Source organism: Bradyrhizobium cenepequi (assembly GCF_020329485.1).
Classification (GTDB): domain Bacteria; phylum Pseudomonadota; class Alphaproteobacteria; order Rhizobiales; family Xanthobacteraceae; genus Bradyrhizobium; species Bradyrhizobium cenepequi.
Map to the genome: position 1 here is coordinate 20,377 of NZ_JAGKJI010000061.1, position 16,887 is coordinate 37,263.

Here is a 16,887-nt window from a genome sequence, read left to right on the forward strand (position 1 = left end):
TGCGGTCATGACGCGGGTCGCCTCTATCGGCGAATGCATGATCGAGTTGAGGCAGGCCCAGGGCGGACCCCAAAGCGGGACGCCAGGCGGTCTCTACTCCCGGGGGTACGGCGGTGACACCCTCAACACCGCCGTCTATCTCGCGCGCCTCGGCGTCGACGTCGACTACATCACGGCACTCGGCGACGATGCGTTGAGCGAGGAGATGATCGCGGGCTGGAAGGCCGAGGGCGTCGGGACCAAACGCGTGGCCCGGCTGGCCGGCAAACTGCCCGGCCTTTATCTGATCCAGACAGACGAGAAGGGCGAACGAAAATTCTTCCATTGGCGCGAGAACTCGGCCGCGCGCAAGCTGATGCACTTGCCGGAGACTGAAGACCTTCTTAATTCGCTTGCGACCTACGACCTCGTCTACCTCTCCGCCATTACACTCTCGATCTATGATGATTACGGGCGCGGGCGGTTGATGACGGCCTTGAAGCGTGCGCGCCTGCTCGGTACGCGCTTCGCGTTCGATACCAATTTCCGTGCTCGCGGCTGGCCTGATCTGAGCGAGGCGCGCAGCGTCTATAGCGCTGCGTTCGAGGCGGCCGACATCGTGCTCGCCTCGACCGAGGACCTGCTGCCGCTCTATCCCGGGGAGAGCAATGCGGCGCTGCTCGCGGGGATTCCTAGCCCGGAAGTGGTACTGAAGCTGTCGGAGCCGGTCAGCGTGCTGCGCTTTGTCGGTGGGTCGCGGGAGGTGAGGGCCGAGCCGGTGACCCAGCCGATTGTTGATACCACCGCGGCCGGCGACAGCTTCGCAGCCGCCTACCTCGCGGCCCGGCTTTCCGGCGTTGAGCCGCCGGAGGCTGCGCGCGCCGGACATCGTCTGGCGGGCGTCGTGGTATGCTATCCCGGCGCGATCATTCCGCGCTATGCCATGCCGCCGAAGAAAGCGCCGCGACCGACAAATTCCCGCAGGGCCTTGCAATGACGTCTACCAAACAGGAAGCGCTCGCCACGCTGTTCAGCCAGGCCAAGGTCATCCCCGTCCTCACCATCGAGCGGCGCGAGGATGCAGTGCCGCTCGCCAAGGCGCTGGTCGCGGGCGGGGTGTACAGCCTGGAGGTCACCTTGCGCACGCCGGTTGCGATCGAGGCGGCAAAGGCGATCATGGCGGAGGTGCCGGACGCGATCGTCGGCATCGGCACCATCCTGAACCAGGACGATCTCGCCCGTGTCGAGGCGCTCGGCGCCAGGTTCGGGATCAGCCCGGGTGTAACGCCCGAGCTCCTGAAAGCTGCTGCCGGCAGCAGCTTGCCCTTTGCGCCAGGGATCGCCACCGCGTCCGAATTGATGCAGGCGCTGGCGCACGGCTTTGATCTTGTGAAATTCTTCCCAGCGGAATCTTCGGGCGGTACCAAGGCACTGCGGGGGCTGGCGGGGCCGTTCCCGAACGTGCGGTTCTGCCCGACCGGCGGTATCGGGGAGGACAATGCCGCCACCTGGCTGGCGGAGCCCAATGTGGTCGCGGTCGGCGGGTCCTGGCTCTGCCCGCCCGCCGAGGTCAGATCCAACAATTGGGCCGGCATAACCGCCATGTGCGAGCGCGCCCTGAAATCGCTGAAAGCCGCGTGAAGTCCGGCCCTGGATCAGTTACAACCGATCAGGAACTTTTTTGGGAGAACGGCCAATGACAGCCAGCATCGTGGGGTGGGCGCATACGCCCTTCGGCAAATTCGACGCAGAGACGGTTGAGAGCCTGGTGACGCGCGTTGCCAACGAAGCGCTGACCGATGCCGGCATTTCGGCTGGTGACGTCGATGAGATCGTGCTCGGACATTTCAACGCTGGCTTCTCGCCGCAGGATTTCACGGCCTCGCTGGTGCTGCAGGCCGATCCGCAGTTCCGCTTCAAGCCGGCCACGCGCGTCGAGAACGCCTGCGCGACCGGATCGGCCGCCGTGCATCAGGGCATCCGCGCGATCGCGACCGGTGCGAAGTTCGTGCTGGTGGTCGGCGTCGAGCAGATGACGACGACGCCAGGCCCGGAGATCGGCCGCAACCTGTTGAAGGCGTCCTATCTGCCGGAGGACGGTGATACGCCCGCGGGCTTTGCCGGCGTGTTCGGCAAGATCGCGCAAGGGTATTTCCAGAAATACGGCGACCAATCCGATGCGCTGGCGATGATCGCCGCGAAAAACCACAAGAACGGCGTTGCCAACCCGTATGCGCAGATGCGCAAGGATTTCGGCTTCGAGTTCTGCCGCGCCGAGAGCGACAAGAATCCGTTCGTCGCCGGCCCGCTGAAGCGCACCGACTGCTCGCTGGTGTCGGATGGCGCGGCCGCGCTGGTGCTGACGGATGCGGAGACCGCGAAGACCATGGGCAAGGCGGTGAACTTCCGCGCCACCGCGCATGCCCAGGATTTCCTGCCGATGTCCAAGCGCGACATCCTGCAGTTCGAGGGCTGCACGGTGGCCTGGCGGCGCGCGCTGGAGCAGGCCGGCGCCAAGCTGTCCGATCTCTCCTTCGTCGAGACCCATGACTGCTTCACCGTCGCCGAACTGATCGAATATGAAGCGATGGGGCTGACGCCGCGCGGGCAGGGGGCGCGTGCGATTCTGGAAGGCTGGACGCTGAAGGACGGCAAGCTGCCGGTCAATCCGTCCGGCGGGCTCAAGGCCAAGGGCCACCCGATCGGCGCCACCGGCGTCTCCATGCATGTGATGAGCGCGATGCAGCTGACAGGACAGGCGCCCGAGGGTATGCAATTGAAGAATCCCGAGCTCGCCGGCATCTTCAACATGGGCGGCGCGGCGGTCGCGAATTACGTTTCGCTGCTGGAGCCGGCGAAGTAGCGTCGACGTTGTGGCGTTGTAGGGTGGGTAGAGCGTAGCGAAACCCACCATCTTCGCCCCCGGTCGCCATTGATGGGTTTCGCTGCGCTCTACCCATCCTACGGATTTGCCGCGGCACGCCGCGGCGCAGATGTTCGGAGCGTACATCATGGGTAACGAAAGCTCGTTGTCGCTAGACGAACTCAACAATCGCATCGCGATTCTTGAAAGCAACATCAGGCAGCTGATCGAACAGGCCGCCGCGGCATCCGGCGAGCGGAACGAGGCGCGTATTGCTGACCGCATCAGCCAGCAGAATGAAGAGCTCGAGCGGCTGATGAAGGAGCGGGACGCGCGATCGACGAGATAACCCGCTACCCGCCGCGCATACGCCCATACGCGCGGCGCGCCTTGATCTTGCGGACGCCCTGCCGTTACTAGGTCCCCGGAAGCGATAACGCGGCCGTGATCGGCCGCCTTTCTGGGAGGATGACGAGGCCATGGGACCGCTGGACGGCATCAAGGTCGTGGACATGACGACCGTGCTGATGGGGCCGTATGCCACCCAGATGCTCGGCGACTACGGCGCCGACGTCATCAAGGTGGAATCGCCCGATGGCGACGTCACGCGCCAGATCGGCCCGACCCGCCATCCTGGCATGGGTCCGGTGTTCCTCAACACCAACCGCAGCAAGCGCTCGATCTGCCTCGATCTGAAAAAGCCGGCCGGGCGCGAGGCCGTGCTGCGCCTGATCGCGAAGGCCGACGTGCTCGTCTACAATGTGCGCCCGCAAGCGATGGCGCGGTTGCAACTCGGCTACGACGTCGTCTCGAAGATCAATCCGCGGCTGGTCTATGCCGGCGTGTTCGGCTTCGGTCAGGACGGCCCTTATGCCGCCAAGCCCGCCTATGACGACCTGATCCAGGGCGCCACCGCGCTACCGGCGCTGATGGCGCAAACCTCCGACGGCGTGCCGCGCTACGTGCCGAACGCGCTGGTCGATCGCATCGTGGGATTGACCGCGGTCGGCGCGATCTGCGCAAGCCTCGTGCATCGCGACAGGACTGGGCAGGGGCAGCGTGTCGACATCCCGATGTTCGAGACCATGGCCGGCTTCGTCATGGGCGACCATATGGGCGGTCTCACCTACGACCCGCCGCTTGACCGCGGCGGCTATGCCCGGCACCTGTCGCCGGACCGGCGCCCCTACAAGACGAGCGACGGCTATATCTGCGTGATCGTCTATAACGACAAGCAGTGGGATAACTTCTTTGCCGCGACCGGGCGCGACGATCTGCGCAAGGATTCGAGGTTTGCGACCTTCGCCGGCCGCGCCGCCAATATCGATTGCGTCTACGCCGAGCTTGCGCGCATCCTCAAGACCAGAACCACCGCGGAGTGGAACGAGATCCTCGAGAAGGCCGACGTGCCGGTGATGCCGATGCATGATCTCGAGAGTCTTCTGCAGGACCCGCACATCGTTGCAACCGATGTGTTTCCGGTCACGGAACATCCGACCGAAGGGCGCATCCGCAACATGAAGGTGTCGGCGCGCTGGTCGGAGACCAAGGCCGAGCCGAAGCGGCTGGCGCCACGGCTCGGCGAGCACAGCGCGGAGATCCTCCGGGAAGCCGGTTTCTCCGTGGATGAGATCGCCGCCATGCTGCGCGACGGCGCCACCAGGGCACCAGCGAACTAGACACCAGCGAACTAGGACAGAGACGATGGACTTTGCGCTCTCGGCGAACCAGGAATCCATCCGCGATGCAGTCGCAAAAATCTGTGCGCGCTTTGACGACGCCTATTGGCTGAAGAAGGACAAGGAGGGCGGCTACCCTGCCGACTTCCATCGTGCGCTGGCGGATGCCGGCTGGCTCGGCATCTGCATCCCCGAAGAATATGGCGGCTCCGGGCTCGGTATCACCGACGCCGCGATCATGATGCGCACGATCGCCGAGTCCGGCGCCGGCATGTCGGGCGCATCGGCCGTGCACATGAACGTGTTCGGGCTCAATCCGGTGGTCGTGTTCGGCACCAAGGAGCAGTGCCAGCGCATGCTGCCGCCGATCATCGATGGCCGCGACAAGTCCTGCTTTGCGGTGACCGAGCCCAACACCGGGCTCAATACCACCCAGCTCAAGACACGGGCCGTGCGCAAGGGCGACAAATATATCGTCAACGGCCAGAAGGTCTGGATCTCGACCGCGCAGGTCGCCAACAAGATCCTGCTGCTCGCGCGCACCACGCCACTGGAGGAGGTGCGCACGCCGACGCAAGGCCTGAGCCTGTTCTACACCGATTTCGACAAGAAGCGCGTCACCGTGCACGAGATCGAGAAGATGGGCCGCAAGCCCGTCGATTCCAACGAATTGTTCTTCGAGAATTTCGAGATCCCGGTCGAGGACCGGCTCGGCGAAGAGGGCCGCGGCTTCGAATACATTCTGCACGGCATGAATCCGGAGCGCATCCTGATCGCGGCCGAAGCGATCGGGCTCGGCAAGGTCGCGCTGTCGCGCGCGCAGGCCTATGCCAAGAGCCGCATCGTGTTCAACCGTCCGATCGGCATGAACCAGGCGATCCAGCATCCGCTCGCAAAATGCTGGATGGAGCTGGAAGCCGCATGGCTGATGGTGCTGTCCGCCGGGTGGCACTACGACCAGGGCCTGCCGTGCGGGCCCGCCGCCAATTCGGCGAAGTTCCTCGCCGCCGAAGCCGGCTTCCGCGCCTGCGAGCAGGCGGTGATGACCCATGGCGGCTTCGGCTATGCCAAGGAATATCATGTCGAGCGCTATTTGCGGGAATCCCTGATCCCACGCATCGCGCCGATCAGCCCGCAACTCATCCTGAGCTTCATCGCCGAGAAGGTGCTGGGATTGCCGAAATCGTATTGAGGTTGGCCGAGATGATTCAGCTCGTCATTCCGGGGCGCGCGCAGCGCGAGCCCGGAATCCATTTCTCCGTCTGCGCATGCGGCCCGATGGATTCCGGGCTCGCGTCTTCGACGCGCCCCGGAATGACAGGGGACATGGAGGCAGCCAGATGAGCTTCATCGCCGGCGTCGGGCTGACCTCATTCGGCAAGCATGAAGGCTCGTCCTCGCTCGACCTCATGAGCAAGGCGGCGGAGCTTGCGATTGCCGACGCCGGGCTGAAACGATCGGAGATCGATGGCATCCTCTGCGGCTACTCCACGGTGTCGCCGCATATCATGCTCGCGACTGTGTTCGCCGAGCATTTCGGCATCCGCCCGTCCTATGCCCATGCCGTGCAGGTCGGCGGCGCCACCGGGCTCGCGATGACCATGCTGGCGCATCATCTCGTCGAGGCCGGCGTGGCGAAGCATGTGCTCGTGGTCGGCGGCGAGAACCGGTTGACCGGACAGAGCCGCGACGCCTCGATCCAGGCGCTCGCCCAAGTCGGCTATCCCGATTACGAAGTGCCGCTCGGGCCGACCATTCCCGCCTATTACGGTCTCGTCGCCTCACGCTACATGCACGAATATGGCGTCACCGAAGAAGACCTCGCCGAATTCGCAGTGCTGATGCGCAAGCACGCACTGACCCATCCCGGCGCGCAATTCCACGAGCCGATCACGGTCGCCGACGTGATGGCGTCAAAGCCGGTGGCGAAGCCGCTCAAGCTGCTCGATTGCTGCCCGGTCTCAGACGGTGGCGCGGCGTTCGTGATCAGCCGCGAGCGGACCAGCGATGTCGGCGTGCGCATCCGCGGCTGTGCGCAGGCGCATACGCATCAGCATGTCACCGCTGCGCCGGCGCTTAGCGAACTCGGCGCCGAGATTGCGATTGCCAAGGCCAAGGCGGCCTCCAGCGTTGCGATCGCGGACGTGCGTTACGCGGCGGTCTACGACAGCTTCACCATCACGCTTGCGATGTTGCTTGAAGATCTCGGCCTGGCAAAGCGCGGCGAGGCGGCCGCACGCGTGCGGGCCGGTCACTTCAATCAGGACGGCGAGATGCCGCTCAACACCCATGGCGGCTTGTTGAGCTACGGCCATTGCGGCGTCGGCGGCGCGATGGCGCATCTGGTCGAGACGCATCTGCAGATGACAGGACGCGCCGGTGACCGCCAGGTCCGCGACGCCTCGGTCGCGCTATTGCATGGCGATGGCGGCGTACTGTCTTCGCATGTCAGCATGTTCCTGGAGCAGGTGCGATGAGCGGCAAGGTTGCGGACTGGACCATGGGTACGGAGGCGATCGCCTATCAATCCTGCGCCGCCTGCGGCGCCGCCCAATATTTCCGCCGCAGCTTTTGCGCGGTCTGCGGCGCGCCCGATCCACAGGAGAAGCGCGCCAGCGGGGCAGGGACGGTTTACGCGACTTCGTTGGTCTGCCGCGCCGCCACGCCCGAGACGCGCGCGCATGTGCCCTACAACATCGTGCTGGTCGACACCGTCGAGGGCTTTCGCATGATGGCACACGGCGAGAACGACCTTGCGATCGGCGACAAGGTGAACGCGCGGTTTGCGCAGTTCGCTGGCCGCGTGGTGCCGTATTTTGAAAAAGTTAGATGATCGCGGTCACCGCCAATAGAGCACAATGCTGGCGATGACGACCATTGCCGTCACCGCCAGCATTTGCGCGAGCGCCTCCGAGGCCGCCCTCCTGGTGGCTTCCTTCATGCCTGTCTCCCTAGACTTGGGCGTGACTCACCGTTGCGCGGAAATCCGCGCAAGCGACGGCCTTTTTAGATTTGTAGTCTCGGAACACCCCGCATCGGACATTCGCTCTGATTGAGTCCCCACTCGGCGAATATCGACGGTAGCAGGGTCGGCTACCATTGCGGCGGCATTTTGACTCGGCTGTGTTGCTCCTGCGTCAAGCGCCGGATAGTGTTTTGAAACTTAACGGAACCGAAGCAAAACGAGAAAAAAGAAGCGAGAAGGATAGAATGGCCCGCATCGAATATAGCGATCCCGCGAAAGCCAGCGCTCGCACCCGCGAAATCCTCGACAAGAACCGTAACGCAAACATCTTCCGCATGATGGCGCATTCGCCGAGCTACTTTGAGCAATATTGCCGGCTCGGCGGCGCGATCCGACATAAAGGCGAGCTCGATCCGGTCGTGCGCGAGCTTGCGATCATCCGCACCGGGATCCTGTGCGAAGCGCCGTACGAGATCGTCGCGCACAAGCGCATCGGCAAGAACGTCGGCGTCACCGACGAGCAGAACGAAGCGTTGGAGAACTGGCAGTCCGCCACCTGCTTCAACGAAGTGCAGCGCGCCGCGCTCGCTTTCACCGACGAGATCGTCAAGCTGAACAAGCCGACGGACTCGACTTTCAAGGCGATTGCATCGAAACTGACGCCGGCCGCGCTCGTCGAGCTCCAACTGTCGGTCGGCTTCTATATCATGACCTCGAAATTCCTCGAAACGTTCGAGATCGATTTGCAGCCGGTCACCGAAGTGGTGAGCTGATCAGGCTGGTGCCGCGAACTCCCTTCGCCTCGCCCCGCTTGCGGGGAGAGGCCGGATCGCATCGCCAGATGCGATCCGGGTGAGGGGCTGTCTCCGCGAACACAACTTACAGCTATATTCGCGGAGAGAGCCCCTCACCCCGACCCTCTCCCCGTAAGAACGGGGAGAGGGAGGTCGAGCGACTCTACGTCGACGTCAGCAGATCGACCTTCGCGTTGGCCACGATCAGTCGTTCGGCGAGCAGTTGCGCGAGGTTGCGCATGATCCGCTCGCTGGCGCGCGGGTGCTGCTTGCGGAATCGTTCGAAGTCGCGCAGCGGGATTTCCCAGGCGGTCGCGGCCTGGTCCGCCAACACATCGGCGGAGCGGACCGGCTCGATCAGCGCCATCTCGCCGAATGCCATGCCTGCAGTAAGCGTCGCCAGGCGAATGCCGTCGGGCAGCGTGACGTGCACCACGCCGCTGCGCAGGAAGAACAGCGAGCCAGCGGGATCGCCGGCGGAGATGATCTTTTCGCCGGAGCGGTAGGTGTGGGTCGCCGCGAGCGATGCCAGGTCAGTCAGCTCCTCCGCACTCAATCCGGCCAGAAGCGGCTGCTCGGACAATTCGGTGGTCTCGAAGAAATCGATTGAGCCGCCATAACGGTACACGATCTGGTCTTCGGCCCATTCGATCGCGGTATCCAGGAGGTAGAAGTCCCTGATGTTGCCAAGATTGGCGGTCCATTCCCGCAGCGTCTTCCATTGCTTGGACGTGCGTTTGACGCCGGAGAGGATCACGGTGACGTTGAGCGCGGCGAGTTCTTCGAAGGCCTCCGCCACCAGCCGCGCGCCGGCGCGGGTGGTGGAGGTGACCCGGTGCAGGTCGAACACGACGAATTGCGGCCGCGGCTCCGAGGCGAGGCGCCGCGAGACGTAATCGACGGCGGAGAGCGAGAGCGTACCGACCAGCTCGATGATCCGCACTTCCTCGTGGTGCGCCGCGAGGATGTCGCGCTCCTGCGGGCGTCGGACGCGGCGAGAGGGACTCTTGCCGATATCGTAATCGGCGATGATGCTGGTGCGCGCGTCGTCGCTGCGGTTGAGCATGTGCAGGTCGTAATGCGAAGACAGCGCCTGGCATACCTTGATGCCGCGCACGCTGTTGCCGTGCTTGTCCAGCTTGGGCGAATAGCTGCCGAGCCCGAGCCGCGCGGGCAGCGCGGCCAAAATGCCGCCGCCGACGCCGCTCTTGGCGGGGATGCCGACGCGATAGATCCATTCGCCGGCGAAGTCGTACATGCCCGAAGACGTCATCACCGACAGCGTGCGCGAGATCGCATATGGCGTCACCACCTGCTCGCCGGTCACCGGATTGATGCCGCGATTGGCAAGCGTCGCCGCCATGATCGCGATATCGCGCGCGGTCACCAGCACCGCGCATTGCCGGAAATAGACATCCAGCACGGAGGCGACGTTGTCCTTGATCACGGCATTGGTGCGCAGCAGATAGCCGATCGCCCGGTTGCGGTCGCCGGTTGTGCTTTCCGAGAGATAGACGGCCTCATCGAGCGCGAGCTCGCGCCCGGCGAAGCGGCCGAGCGCCTGGCGGATATGGTCGAAGGCGGCATCGCCCTTGGCCTCATGGATCAGCCCGGTGCAGGCGATGGCGCCGGCATTGACCATCGGGTTGAACGGATGGTTTTCCGCGTTCAGCCGGATCGAGTTGAAGGGATCGCCCGAGGGTTCGACGCCGATCGCGCTCTCCACCCGCGCCGCCCCCAGCGTATCCAGCGCCAGCGCGAACACGAACGGCTTTGACATCGACTGGATGGTGAAGGGCACTTTGGTGTCGCCGACCTCATAGACGTGCCCATCGAGGGTGGCGAGGCTGATGCCGAAATGGGCAGGATCGGCCTTGCCGAGTTCGGGAATGTAGTCGGCGACGGCGCCGCCGGTCTCGGCGACGAACTCGTCGTGGCATGACTGCAGGAACCGCAGGAGAGGCGGTTTTGAGGCGGTCCAGGCCGTGGCGCTGGCAGGAGAAGGAGGCGGCTCCGGTTTCATCGCCTCCTGTTGTGCAACGCAATCAGGGAGCGCGCAACTGGTTCGGTATCAGTGCCTGCCGGCGGACCAGGAGCAGCGCGATCAGGACCGTCGGCACCAGGATGGCAAGGCCGAGCAGCGTCACCTGCAACTGCGACAACGGCATGATGCCGTCGCCGGGCGTCGCCACCACGAAGCCGCCGATCACGAGCATCACCCGCAGCGGCCATTGAAGCGCGCCGGCGCGGCTGAGATCGCCGACAAAGACCTGATAGCCCTGGATGCCGCCGCAGATGAACAGCGTGCCGAACCCGGCAAGCATCATCAGGCCGAGGCCGGCCAGATAGGGGGAGGGTCCCTGCAAGACCAGCGCCGGGTTCAGCACGAAGAAGAACGGGATGAAATAGATGATGCTGCCGACCCACATCGATTCCCAACCCGTTTTCATCGGCGGCGATCCGGCGATGCCGGCCGCCGCGAATGAGGCGATCGCAACCGGCGGCGTGATCGACGACAGCATGCCCCAGTAGAAGATGAACATGTGGACCGCCATCCGGTTCAGCCCGAGCTTCTCCAGCGCCGGCGCCACCAGAATGGCGAGGAAGATGTAGCAGGCCGTCGTCGTCAGCCCGAGCCCCAGGATCAGGCTGGTGAACGCACACATCGCCAGCAGCAGGAAGGCGTTGTCGCCCGCGAGCGTCACCAGGTCGTTGGCGAGGCTCGAGACCACGCCGGTCATCGAGAACGCGCCGATCAAAAGCCCGCAGCCGGCGAGAATGCCGACCAGCTCCACGAAGGTGCGGCCATTGACCTCGAGGAATTTTGCGATCGTGCCCGGTGTCCAGCGCGTGTCCCTGGAGAAGATCTGGTTCAGCACCAAGAGCAGCGCGGTGGCATAGAATGGCGCGTGGCTCTCGCGCTTGAAGTAGAGCAGCATCACGACCAGCAGCGCGATGACGAACACGTAATACCAGCCGGACTTGAGCGTATCGATCACCCGCGGCAGCTCGGCCCGCGGTATGCCCTTCAGGCCGTGGCGTGCGGCATAGGAGTCCACCTGCATGAACAGGCCGACATAATAGAGCGCGGCGGGAATGATTGCAGCGACCACGACCTCGGCGTAGCTGACGTTGAGGAACTGCGCGATCACGAAGGCGGTGGCGCCCATCACCGGCGGTGCCAGCACCGCGCCGGTCGAGGCGCAGGCTTCAATGGCGCCGGCATAGGAGGCGCGGAAGCCGCTGCGTTTCATCACCGGGATGGTCATGGTGCCGGCGGTGAGCACGTTGGAGATGATCGAGCCGGACATCATGCCGAGCAGGCCGCTCGCGAAGATGCAGACTTTCGCTGCCCCGCCGCGGAAGGTGCCGCACAGCGCAAAGGCGATGTTGATGAAGAACTTTCCGGCGCCCGTCATCATCAGCGCGGTGCCGAAGACGAGGAAGCCGATCACGGTATCGGCAAATGCCTGGATCGGAATGCCGAGCAGGCTCTCGCCCGACAGCGTGTGGTAGGCGGTCGCCTGATCGAAGGTGAGCTCGGAGCCGCGGAACGGCCCGAGCCAGCTTGCTTCAGCAAACAGCGGATAGACGGTGAAGGGGAACACGCTCAGCAGCAGGCTCCAGCCGCCGGTGCGGCGCAACGCTTCCATCAGCACTGCCCACATCACGACGCCGGCAATCAGCACATTGCGCGGCGCGCCATCGGACTCCCAGCCGGACTCCGCCGCCTTGCGGATATTGAGCATCAGCCAGATCGCCGCCGCAAACGTCAGCACAAACAGGAGAAGGTCGTACCAGGGAATCCGGTCGAGCGGCGCCGTGCTTGTTCCCGGAAACATCAGGAAGGTGAATGGCAGCATCAGCGCGATCAGCAGATAGAAATATTCGGTGTTGAGCTGGGTGTAGCCAATGAAGAAGCGTAGCGAGAATTGCTGGTTGATGCAGAGCAGGATGGTGGCCGCGGTCGCGACCGCCAGCGCCCAGCGCCAGCCGCTGCGCAAAGTTCGCACGCGAGTGACCTCGGCCTCCTGCAGGTTGCCGGCGGCGGAATGAGGATCTGCGAATTCGATCCTCTTCGGCGGTGCGGCCATGGCGCTATCGAGCGGAGAAGCTGACATCAGGGACTCCCCACAACGGCGTCCGTCTGCAGTGGAAGCTTGCGGCTTTATTCAAAGCCGTTCGTCATGTTGGCCTTGGCAAGCGCCGCCGCGCGCGCCTTCATCCAGCCTTCCAGGAATGCCTTGTCATCCGAAGGCGGATTGGACTTGCCGTATTCCGCCCAGGCGGCGGTGAGCACCTCCTGGCGTTTGAACAGCGCGTTGTTGTAGGCCTCCTGCTGATCGCTCCATTGGCCGGCTTCCTTCAGCGCTTTCACCGCGCCGGGATGCACCGGCACGACCCAGTTCTTGGTCTGGCGGTCCGCGCCAAGTCCGCTCGCGCCCGGAGCGGAATCCTTGTAGGCATCGTAGTTGACGATCATCGCCTTGGTGATGGCGTAGACCTGGTCCGCCGGCACCGACGCATAGGCGACGAAGATCGGGTAGGGGTATGTGCCGAGCTCGATCGGTTTTTCCGGCGAGATTCCCGCGCCGCAGGTCGCGCGATGCCGGAAGAAGAACGAGCCGACCTTCTGCACCCGTTCCCATCCGGCCTTGTCGCCGGCCGGAAGCGGCGGCCATATCAGTCCGCGCGGCGAGGTCTCGGCCTCCTTCGCGGGGCCCGTGATGGTGGTGCCGAACGCCGCGTCGGTGTCGTTATTGATCAGGCCCTTCCACATCGCGCCGTAGCTTGCGAACTCGACGGCCTTGACGTCGCTCTGCTTGAGACCGCCGAAGGCGAGAATGGCAAGCGAGTTCTGGTTCAGCGCGGGCGAGCCGACCACGAAGCCGACGCGCTTACCCTTGAGATCCTTGATCTCCTTGACGCCGATATCGGCGGCGACACCAAGTGAGCCGGCGTTGCAGTCAACCGAGGACAACAGGAGTTGCAGCGGCTGCGGTCCCCATTCCTTGGCGCCGAACTCGAAGACGCCTTCCTGTGCGAAATAGGTGCCTGATCCCATCGCCGATATCAACGCGCGCTTGGCGCGCAGCGGCGCCAGTCGCGCAACGTCATTGCCCGCCGGCAGCACGCGGACGTCGGTGCTGTATTTGTCCTTCATCATCTTGCCGACGCCGACCGCGATGTTGAATCCTGCGGTGCCCGTGTCATAGGCGGTCACGCCCATCGTCGGCGGCAACTTGATATCTTCGGCGAGCGAAGGTCCTGATACGAGTAGGGTGACGCCGAGTACGAGCAGACGACGGATCATGATCCCTCCCTGATGTTTCGCTAGCGAAACGTGTTGTTTGAGAGGATCATTGCACCGCATAGCGATGATGGCAACGGCGCTGCGCCAGCGCGAGCTACCACCATCGTCTGATCACCGGACAGATTGTCGCGGACAGGGCTTTGAAGATGCCCGCGTCAGGTCGCGACGATGGCGACTGCCTGTCCTTCGGCGATCACGTCGTCGATGCTGACGAGGATCGACTTGACTGTACCTGCGGCGGTCGACGTTACCGGTATCTCCATTTTCATCGCTTCGACGAGCGCGACCTCGTCGCCATCGGCAATGCTGGCACCGGCCGTCACTGGTATTGCGCATACACGGCCGGCCACTTCGGTAATGATCTTGATATCTGGCATTCCACGCTCCCCATCCGTTTCGCGAAACGCATGGCGCTCTGCGAACGGCTTTTGTTGTGGCCGCACATTGCCTGAGGTAGCTTGTTCTGCAAGTGGAATTTTATTCCGTGTGGCGGAATGGAGCCTATAACAAATGGGAAGGCGCTCGGAACGGCTTAGCCGTCAGGGAATGCTCGCCAGCGATCTCGCAGGCGAGGGCGACGTGATCCAAGTCGTGTCGCGCGCGTTTGATGTCCTGAGATGTTTCGAAGGACATGAAGCGCGGCTCGGCAATCTCGAAATATCGAACCGCTGCGGCCTGCCGCGATCGACGGTGTCGCGGCTCACGCACACGCTGACGCGGATGGGCCAGCTCGTCTATCTGCCGCGTGACCAGAAATATCGGATCGGTCCGAGCGCGGTGGCGATGAGCACCGCGATGATGAAGGGCCTGCAGCTCCGCAACCTGATTCGTCAGCGTCTGCAGGATGTCGCCGAGCAATTGCCCGGCACCGTCGGCTTCGTCATCCCTGATCGTTTCCAGCTCGTCTATCTCGAATACGCGCGCTCGGCGAATGCGCTCGGCCTGCACGAGGTCACCGGCAGCCGGATCTCGATGGCGACCACTGCCGCGGGCCATGCCTACACCGCGGCGCTCGAGCCCGAGGTCGGCGATGCCCTGATCGCCGAAATGGAACGCGAGATTCCCGAAGGCGCAAAGCTGCTCAAGCCGCGCATCGAAGGCAATCGCCGCCACTTGCGCGAGCACGGCTATGTCGTCGCCTGCGGCCTCTGGAGCCCGCATATCAATGGCGTCGCGGTGCCGCTGTGGTCGCCGCAATACCAGACCTATGTCGTCACGACGATCGGCTTGCTATCGGCGATGTATGACGAGAAGCGGCTGCACAAGGAGGTCGCGCCACAGATGGTGCAGCTCGGCGCCGCGCTCGGCAGCCTGCTCGAAGGCGCCGACGCCAGCATCTTCAACAACCGGCTCGAGCGAAAACCCATTCCGGCAGCCGTGAACAACAACAAGGTCATAAAGACGGAGGAAAGGAATGAACTGGAAGCCGGAACTCGACGAGCTCGCCCGGCGCGAAGCGTTCGCGCGGGAGATGGGAGGCGTTGAGAAGGTCAAACGACAGCGGGATCAAGGCCGGCTTACCGTTCGCGAGCGCATCGACAAACTGGTCGATCAGACATCCTTCCACGAGATCGGCGCCATTTCCGGGATCGCCGAATACGACGAGAACAGCGAGCTCAAGCAGCTAACGCCCGCGAACTGCGTGTTCGGCCGCGCCCGGGTTGACGGCCGTCCGGTCGTTGTGGTCGGGGACGATTTCACCGTGCGCGGCGGCTCGGCCGATGCGTCGATTTCCGCCAAGCCGCTGATGGCGGAAGAGATGGCGCATGATTTCCGGCTGCCGATCATCCGCATGATCGAGGGCTCCGGCGGCGGCGGTTCGGTGAAGACGATCGAAACCAAAGGCGCGGCCAACCTGCCGGGCGGTGTCGGCGGCACGCGCTGGTACTGGTACACGACGGCCAATCTCGCGCGCGTTCCCGTCGTCGGTCTCGGGCTCGGCTCGGTCGCAGGCCTTGGCGCGGCGCGACTTGCGGCCACGCATTATTCGGTGATGACCAAGAGTTCCGCAATGTTCGTCGCGGGCCCGCCGGTGGTGAAGCGGCTCGGACAGGACCTGAGCAAGCAGGAGCTGGGCGGCGCCGACATCCAGACCCGCGCCGGCGCGATCGATCAGGCGGTCGAGACCGAGGAGCAGGCGTTCGAGTATGCGAGGCGCTTCCTGTCCTATCTGCCTCAGTCGGTGTTCGAGCTGCCGCCGACCGTCTCCTGCACCGACGATCCTGACCGGGTCGAGGAACCGCTGATGAAGGCAGTGCCGCGCAACCGCCGGCAGGTCTACAAGATGCGCCCGATCATCGAGGCTGTCGTCGACAAGGGCTCGTTCTTTGAGGTGAGCGCCAACTTCGGCAAGCCGATCATTGTCGGCCTGGCGCGGCTGGAGGGCAGGGCGGTGCTGCTGCTGGCGAGCGATCCCTTCCATTATGGCGGCTCGTGGACGGCGGAAGCCTGCCAGAAGGTGATCCGCTGGGTCGATTTCGCCGAGACCTTCCATCTGCCGGTGGTCTACCTGATGGATTGCCCCGGCTTCATGATCGGGCTCGAGGCGGAGAAGAGCGCGACCATCCGCCATGGCGTGCGCGCGATGGCGGCGGTCAACCAGAGCACCGTGCCGTGGTGCACGATCATCGTGCGCAACGCGTTCGGTGTCGCCGGCGTGGTGCACCAGCCGGCCAACCGCTTCTCGATGCGCTACGCCTGGCCATCGGCCTATTGGGGCTCGCTGCCGCTGGAGGGCGGCATCGAGGCTGCCTACCGCGCCGACATCGAGGCGGCGCCCGATCCGGCCGCGAAGCTGAAGGAGATCGAGGACCGCCTCAACAAGCTGCGCTCGCCGTTCCGCTCAGCCGAGAAATTCTGGGTCGAGGAGGTCATCGATCCTCGCAAGACGCGCTCACTGCTCTGCGAGTTCGCTCGCCTTGCCGACCCGATCCGCACAGCCGGTCCGCCAAGCAACATGTCGACAAGGCCCTAGTCGTCATTGCGAAGCGCCACGCTTGTAGATTCCATGGGGCGGTGAGCGTGGCCTTTCCGATAGGTTTGGGTTTCCACACTCGAACCCTCGGAGAGTCAGATGCAAGCATCGACCGTAGACACGCCCACCACCGGCCATAATGGCACAATTTTCGTTGCGATCGAACTCAGTCAGAAGACGTGGCTGGTGACGCTGCACAGCCCGGATCGGGATCGGATGTCGCGTCACAAGCTGGAGGGCGGCGATCATGCGGGGCTGCTGGGGTTAATTGAGAAGGTCCGCAGCCGGGCGGGGGAGAAGCTCGGATCGGTGCCGCGTG

At 64.1% G+C, this 16,887-nt stretch carries 15 protein-coding genes and 1 pseudogene; 12 read left to right on the top strand and 4 right to left on the bottom strand.

Annotation, left to right across the window (positions count from 1 at the left end):
• The first annotated feature begins 7 nt into the window (after nucleotides 1-7).
• The 9 genes from J6497_RS35480 (at nucleotide 8) to J6497_RS35520 (ending at nucleotide 8,259) form a co-directional block, all read left to right on the top strand.
• On the top strand, nucleotides 8-976 hold the full coding sequence (locus tag J6497_RS35480; protein ID WP_225708852.1) for a sugar kinase: 969 nt from the start codon (nucleotides 8-10) through the stop codon (nucleotides 974-976).
• Entirely contained in the window at nucleotides 973-1,620 is a 648-nt protein-coding gene (gene eda, locus J6497_RS35485) for a bifunctional 4-hydroxy-2-oxoglutarate aldolase/2-dehydro-3-deoxy-phosphogluconate aldolase (RefSeq protein ID WP_225708853.1), read from the top strand. The genes J6497_RS35480 and eda overlap by 4 nt, the downstream gene beginning before the upstream one ends.
• 55 nt (nucleotides 1,621-1,675) lie before the next feature.
• On the top strand, nucleotides 1,676-2,842 hold the full coding sequence (locus J6497_RS35490) for an acetyl-CoA acetyltransferase (RefSeq protein WP_225708854.1): 1,167 nt from the start codon (nucleotides 1,676-1,678) through the stop codon (nucleotides 2,840-2,842).
• A gap of 148 nt (nucleotides 2,843-2,990) precedes the next feature.
• On the top strand, nucleotides 2,991-3,191 hold the full coding sequence (locus J6497_RS35495) for an SPX domain-containing protein (RefSeq protein WP_225708855.1): 201 nt from the start codon (nucleotides 2,991-2,993) through the stop codon (nucleotides 3,189-3,191).
• Between the two features lie 130 nt (nucleotides 3,192-3,321).
• Nucleotides 3,322-4,521 carry a CaiB/BaiF CoA transferase family protein gene (locus tag J6497_RS35500; RefSeq protein WP_225708856.1) on the top strand — a complete coding sequence of 400 codons (1,200 nt, stop codon included), beginning with the start codon at nucleotides 3,322-3,324 and terminating at the stop codon, nucleotides 4,519-4,521.
• A 25-nt stretch (nucleotides 4,522-4,546) separates the two neighbouring features.
• Complete coding sequence (locus J6497_RS35505; RefSeq protein WP_225708857.1) at nucleotides 4,547-5,713, top strand: acyl-CoA dehydrogenase family protein; 1,167 nt, start codon at nucleotides 4,547-4,549, stop codon at nucleotides 5,711-5,713.
• A gap of 148 nt (nucleotides 5,714-5,861) precedes the next feature.
• On the top strand, nucleotides 5,862-6,998 hold the full coding sequence (locus J6497_RS35510; protein WP_225708858.1) for a thiolase family protein: 1,137 nt from the start codon (nucleotides 5,862-5,864) through the stop codon (nucleotides 6,996-6,998).
• A complete protein-coding gene (locus J6497_RS35515; protein WP_225708859.1) occupies nucleotides 6,995-7,354 on the top strand; it encodes a Zn-ribbon domain-containing OB-fold protein in 360 nt (119 codons plus the stop codon). The genes J6497_RS35510 and J6497_RS35515 overlap by 4 nt, the downstream gene beginning before the upstream one ends.
• 377 nt (nucleotides 7,355-7,731) lie before the next feature.
• Entirely contained in the window at nucleotides 7,732-8,259 is a 528-nt protein-coding gene (locus J6497_RS35520) for a carboxymuconolactone decarboxylase family protein (protein WP_225708860.1), read from the top strand.
• A gap of 184 nt (nucleotides 8,260-8,443) precedes the next feature.
• On the opposite strand, the gene glsA is transcribed toward J6497_RS35520, so the two are convergent.
• From glsA to J6497_RS35540, 4 genes are all read right to left on the bottom strand, one after another.
• Nucleotides 8,444-10,303, bottom strand: coding sequence for a glutaminase A (gene glsA / locus J6497_RS35525; protein ID WP_225708861.1), 1,860 nt, complete (start codon nucleotides 10,301-10,303; stop codon nucleotides 8,444-8,446).
• A gap of 22 nt (nucleotides 10,304-10,325) precedes the next feature.
• Nucleotides 10,326-12,401 carry a TRAP transporter permease gene (locus J6497_RS35530; RefSeq protein WP_225708862.1) on the bottom strand — a complete coding sequence of 692 codons (2,076 nt, stop codon included), beginning with the start codon at nucleotides 12,399-12,401 and terminating at the stop codon, nucleotides 10,326-10,328.
• Between the two features lie 47 nt (nucleotides 12,402-12,448).
• A complete protein-coding gene (locus J6497_RS35535) occupies nucleotides 12,449-13,594 on the bottom strand; it encodes a TAXI family TRAP transporter solute-binding subunit (protein WP_225708863.1) in 1,146 nt (381 codons plus the stop codon).
• 155 nt (nucleotides 13,595-13,749) lie between these two features.
• Complete coding sequence (locus J6497_RS35540; RefSeq protein ID WP_225708864.1) at nucleotides 13,750-13,971, bottom strand: acyl-CoA carboxylase biotin carboxyl carrier protein subunit; 222 nt, start codon at nucleotides 13,969-13,971, stop codon at nucleotides 13,750-13,752.
• Nucleotides 13,972-14,104: 133 nt separating this feature from the next.
• Between J6497_RS35540 and J6497_RS35545 the strand changes: the two genes are divergently transcribed.
• From J6497_RS35545 to J6497_RS35555, 3 genes and pseudogenes are all read left to right on the top strand, one after another.
• Nucleotides 14,105-15,079 (top strand): IclR family transcriptional regulator, encoded by a 975-nt coding sequence (locus tag J6497_RS35545; protein WP_225708865.1) that lies wholly within the window; start codon nucleotides 14,105-14,107, stop codon nucleotides 15,077-15,079.
• Nucleotides 15,009-16,568, top strand: coding sequence for an acyl-CoA carboxylase subunit beta (locus tag J6497_RS35550; protein ID WP_225708866.1), 1,560 nt, complete (start codon nucleotides 15,009-15,011; stop codon nucleotides 16,566-16,568). The genes J6497_RS35545 and J6497_RS35550 overlap by 71 nt, the downstream gene beginning before the upstream one ends.
• Before the next feature lie 99 nt (nucleotides 16,569-16,667).
• A pseudogene (locus J6497_RS35555) lies at nucleotides 16,668-16,887 on the top strand (hypothetical protein); the annotation flags it as partial.

Excerpts from the sequence above, each read along its gene's own strand:
- J6497_RS35540 (WP_225708864.1), bottom strand. The coding sequence starts at position 13,971 with ATGCCAGATATCAAGATCATTACCGAAGTGGCCGGCCGTGTATGCGCA.
- J6497_RS35520 (WP_225708860.1), top strand. The coding sequence starts at position 7,732 with ATGGCCCGCATCGAATATAGCGATCCCGCGAAAGCCAGCGCTCGCACC.
- J6497_RS35510 (WP_225708858.1), top strand. The coding sequence starts at position 5,862 with ATGAGCTTCATCGCCGGCGTCGGGCTGACCTCATTCGGCAAGCATGAA.
- J6497_RS35495 (WP_225708855.1), top strand. The coding sequence starts at position 2,991 with ATGGGTAACGAAAGCTCGTTGTCGCTAGACGAACTCAACAATCGCATC.
- J6497_RS35535 (WP_225708863.1), bottom strand. The coding sequence starts at position 13,594 with ATGATCCGTCGTCTGCTCGTACTCGGCGTCACCCTACTCGTATCAGGA.
- J6497_RS35500 (WP_225708856.1), top strand. The coding sequence starts at position 3,322 with ATGGGACCGCTGGACGGCATCAAGGTCGTGGACATGACGACCGTGCTG.
- J6497_RS35530 (WP_225708862.1), bottom strand. The coding sequence starts at position 12,401 with ATGTCAGCTTCTCCGCTCGATAGCGCCATGGCCGCACCGCCGAAGAGG.
- glsA (WP_225708861.1), bottom strand. The coding sequence starts at position 10,303 with ATGAAACCGGAGCCGCCTCCTTCTCCTGCCAGCGCCACGGCCTGGACC.
- eda (WP_225708853.1), top strand. The coding sequence starts at position 973 with ATGACGTCTACCAAACAGGAAGCGCTCGCCACGCTGTTCAGCCAGGCC.
- J6497_RS35515 (WP_225708859.1), top strand. The coding sequence starts at position 6,995 with ATGAGCGGCAAGGTTGCGGACTGGACCATGGGTACGGAGGCGATCGCC.
- J6497_RS35550 (WP_225708866.1), top strand. The coding sequence starts at position 15,009 with ATGAACTGGAAGCCGGAACTCGACGAGCTCGCCCGGCGCGAAGCGTTC.
- J6497_RS35545 (WP_225708865.1), top strand. The coding sequence starts at position 14,105 with ATGGGAAGGCGCTCGGAACGGCTTAGCCGTCAGGGAATGCTCGCCAGC.
- J6497_RS35480 (WP_225708852.1), top strand. The coding sequence starts at position 8 with ATGACGCGGGTCGCCTCTATCGGCGAATGCATGATCGAGTTGAGGCAG.
- J6497_RS35505 (WP_225708857.1), top strand. The coding sequence starts at position 4,547 with ATGGACTTTGCGCTCTCGGCGAACCAGGAATCCATCCGCGATGCAGTC.
- J6497_RS35490 (WP_225708854.1), top strand. The coding sequence starts at position 1,676 with ATGACAGCCAGCATCGTGGGGTGGGCGCATACGCCCTTCGGCAAATTC.